The organism is Streptomyces sp. NPDC004561 (assembly GCF_053602155.1).
Map to the genome: position 1 here is coordinate 1 of NZ_JBSGDB010000698.1, position 3,437 is coordinate 3,437.

A 3,437-nucleotide genomic window follows, 5' to 3' on the forward strand; every position below is an offset into this window, starting at 1 on the left:
GATACCTCCTGAGCCCTGGGATGGTGCGGAAGTCGCGGGTGAGTGATTCGGTGTAGAGGTCCGTGGTGCCGCCGGGAGTCTTGTCGGTGCTGACCAGGGCGGCGATGTGATCGCCGGCGAGCTGTTTGCCGATGGCGGTGAGCTGGTCTGTGTTGGTCAGGGCGACCCCGGCCAGTCCGTTGATGGGGCCCTTGCCGTCGACGGCGCCGGTGGCGTCGAATCCGTCGGCGGTGATGAGGTCGCTGACCATGGGCAGATCGGCCTTGCCCAGCGCCCGGGCGGCGTCGACTGATTCCTGCTGGCTGAGCCCGAGCCCGGCCACCGCCACCAGGTGGTCCTTCTGCTTCATCCCGATGAGCCGGTCGACGGCCTGGGCCCAGTACTTCTCGCTGCTGCTCATACTGGCCACGACCAGCCTGATCTTGGGCCTGCTGTCCTTCGCGTTCTCCTCCTCGACAGCCGTGTAGGCGCCTTCCAGCTCGGCGACGTCCTGGCCCAGGGTGAGACTGTTGGCGCTCGTGGAGGTCAGCGGAGTCAAAAACGCGATCGTGACGTAGTCGCCGCCCGCCACCACGTTGCTGTTCTCCGCGCCGATGGCGGTCATGACCGGTTTGAGGTCGCTGCCGAAGACGCCGGGGTCCTCCCGGCCGTCGGTGATGCCGGTGCACTCGGCGCCGGTGGTGACGAGGCCGGCGTCGAGGCCGCCGCAGTGCTGCTGTTTGAACCGCTCAAGCTGCCGCATCTGCTGCATCTTCTTCTCGTGCGCCTGGTGGTCATGCAACTGCCATGCACCCACCCCGGCGGCGAGAGCGATCACGGTGCAGGCGCCCAGGCCCGCACGCAGCCTCCAGCGGCCGCCCGGAAGCTGCGCGAGGCGACTGCGGAGCCGGGTCATCATCCCGGCCCGGTCGTTCGGCCCCGGTGCGTTGTCCTGCGGCGCGTGAGCCGTCTGCTCGCGGTTCAGATGTTCCCACCGCGTGAGCCACGGTTCGAGCTCTGCTTCGCTCAGGCCACAGGCCCGCAGATACCTGACGGTGAACTCCCGGGTGGGCAGCGCGTCCATCCTGAGCACCGTCGACACCGTGGCCGTCGCCAGCTTCCTGGTGCCGTCGTCGCTGGCCTTCTCCAGGTCGCGGAGGTTGAGGTCGCGGCTCTTGCGTAACTGGGTCAGCGCGTCGCGGAACTCCTTCGCGGTGCGCACCCGTGACGGGTCCGGCCAGAGGCCCTGTCCGTCTTGAGAGACCTGGTCTTCGGGCGGCTGCGTCATCACGCACCCCCGGCAGAGCCGGCGGGACGCTGTCCGCTCAGCCAGGAATCGGTCTGCGCGGCCGCGGCTCCGGCCGCCACCACCAGCCCGATGGCGTCGCCGGCGGAGTGCCCGCTGCTCACGAGCACGACCACCACCAGCAGGATCAGGATGTAGACGGTGATGCGGTGTGCGGGTGCGAGCTGGGCCCCGCACAGGGCCTGGTTCGGTGACGTCACCTGCGGGTGCCGCAGGCGTGCGGAACGTCCTGACATGGTCCTCCCCTTCCTGGGCTCGGCAAAGGCGCCGAGGAATACCCGCAGACGGTTACCGGCCGTGTTGCGGGCACCACTCAGTTGTAATGCAGACTCGGAAGGCGCGGTAATCCCGGAAGCCCGACTGGAAACAGTCCGAACATCCGGCGTCATTCACCGGACTGATGCATTCGTTTTCGCTCGGTTCGTAACCCATCTCCTCGGCCCGCTCGACAGGAAGCCGAACCGTTCGGGCGGGAACGAGGAGCCGTCGCGACGCGAGAACTGCGGCAGCAACCGTTGGATGGAAGGCTGGAAAACTGTGCTGACCTGCGTCTTCACTGTTCCGAACCCTTCCGAATCCGAAAAGATCTTGCTTGGCGGCCAAGGCGATGGTGAGCTGGACAAGCGGAATCTCCGCCACCGAACCGCCGTCCTCCCCCTTCCTGGGCCTCGGCAGTGCCACCGGCGGAGGAAGAGGGGACTCCTGGTTACCGGCTGGAGTCCCCTCACCGCTACCTCGAGGGGCAAAGAGCACATAGCCATTCCGGCCCGCACCGAATTCCGAGGGGCGGCGCCGGCACGCAATTCACCCTCAGCCGGAACGAGATTCGGCGCCCCCCTACGCCCAGCGCATGCCGATGGCGTGCAGCTGCTCGATCCGCTCCGGTGTCAGCGTCGCGGCCCTGCTTCGCCGGTTGCCGAGCTCGTCCTCGCCGGCGGGCCGGATGCCGAGGACGTGTTCGCACATCCACTGCTGCACGGTCGTAAGCCGTTCCCAGTCGAGCCGCTGCGCCCGTACCCACCGGGCGAGGTCCTCGCCCTGGTGCACGACGGGGCCCGGCGCCGTGGGGAGTGTGCCGCCGGCCTTCATGCGCAGCCGGGTGAGGTGGAAGGCACGCTGCCATTCAACCGGCCAGGCCGGGCACCACGACGGATTCATCGACCGTCTGGCGGTGTGCGGTGCGGGAAGAGCGGTTCGGGCTACGGGGTCTGCAACTGGGTCAGGAGAGGCAGGGCGTCACTGAGGTTCGCGGCCCGCTTCCCTCTCGCACGCGAACCGGTCGCGGAGGGCCTGAATCGTTCCAGGGCTTGACCGCGGGGGAGGAGGCGGGAAGTGCGGACGGTTCCGTAGAGGTGGGTGCTTGTCTGCTATCCCCCTCTCCTGGGCGTGGCCCGCTTGCCCTGGCGCTCCTGGCCGTCTTCGCGTGCCTGCTTGAAGGCGTCGGAAATGGTCTCCGCAGCGCTGGACAGGGCTCTCTCGGTCTTGCCGCGGGTGCCGGACTCCGTCACGTTTCCCGTGAGCTCCGTGAGGCCGGCCGCCTTGCGGGGGCCCGCTTCGAGGTCGAGGCGGTTGCACGCCTCGGCGAAGCGGAGATAGGTGTCGATGCTGGCGACCACGACCCGTACGTCGATCGTGAGTATCTCGAGGCCGAGGAGGGAGACCTGTATGGACGATCTGAGCGACGCCGGACCTTCGCATCGCTGCCGGTCATGCCGAGCGGTTGCGCCTGCCTGTCCGCTTCAGGCCGAGGTCATCGGCGGCTGCCTGCTCGCAGGCACCTGCGGAGCTCCTCGGCGTAGGGCAGGGCGACGCCTGTGGCGATGACTCCGGCGAGTCCCGCCAGGTAGACGGCGGGCAGGGGGTGTTCTTTGGGTAGCAGGCGCCAGTCCTGGGGGTCGGGGCCGCCTCGCAGGGTTTTGCGTACCTCGTCCGCGTGGAGACAGGCGGTGAAGGCCAGCGCCATAAGCGGCAACACTTCGAGAAGGCTGTGGATGTGCTGTTCGATGGGCCGGATCTCACGTTCGCCGACGGCCAGCGACACGTCGTACACGGCGGTCGCACCATGTACGAGGGCGGCGCCGCCCATCGCGGTGAGTACCAGCGGATTGATCCGCGCGAGCAGCCCCATGAGCACCGGTGCTCCGGCTTCGGT

3 protein-coding genes and 2 pseudogenes are annotated in these 3,437 nt (G+C 68.3%); all 5 read right to left on the reverse strand.

Features of this window, described 5'->3' with window-relative positions; translation table 11 throughout:
- Window positions 1–1,267, reverse strand: a 1,267-nt coding sequence (locus ACWEN3_RS43775; RefSeq protein WP_452983531.1) for an ABC transporter substrate-binding protein, incomplete at its 3' end; no start/stop codon positions are given.
- Window positions 1,267–1,521 carry a hypothetical protein gene (locus tag ACWEN3_RS43780; protein ID WP_452983534.1) on the reverse strand — a complete coding sequence of 85 codons (255 nt, stop codon included), beginning with the start codon at window positions 1,519–1,521 and terminating at the stop codon, window positions 1,267–1,269. The genes ACWEN3_RS43775 and ACWEN3_RS43780, both read right to left, overlap by 1 nt.
- 601 nt (window positions 1,522–2,122) lie before the next feature.
- The gene (locus ACWEN3_RS43785) at window positions 2,123–2,443 is read right to left on the reverse strand and encodes a helicase associated domain-containing protein (RefSeq protein ID WP_452983536.1); all 321 of its coding nucleotides are present in this window, start codon (window positions 2,441–2,443) and stop codon (window positions 2,123–2,125) included.
- A 209-nt stretch (window positions 2,444–2,652) separates the two neighbouring features.
- Window positions 2,653–2,952 (reverse strand): annotated as a pseudogene (locus ACWEN3_RS43790) (gas vesicle synthesis-like protein); the annotation flags it as partial.
- Window positions 2,953–3,035: 83 nt separating this feature from the next.
- Window positions 3,036–3,437, reverse strand: a pseudogene (locus ACWEN3_RS43795) (diguanylate cyclase); the annotation flags it as partial.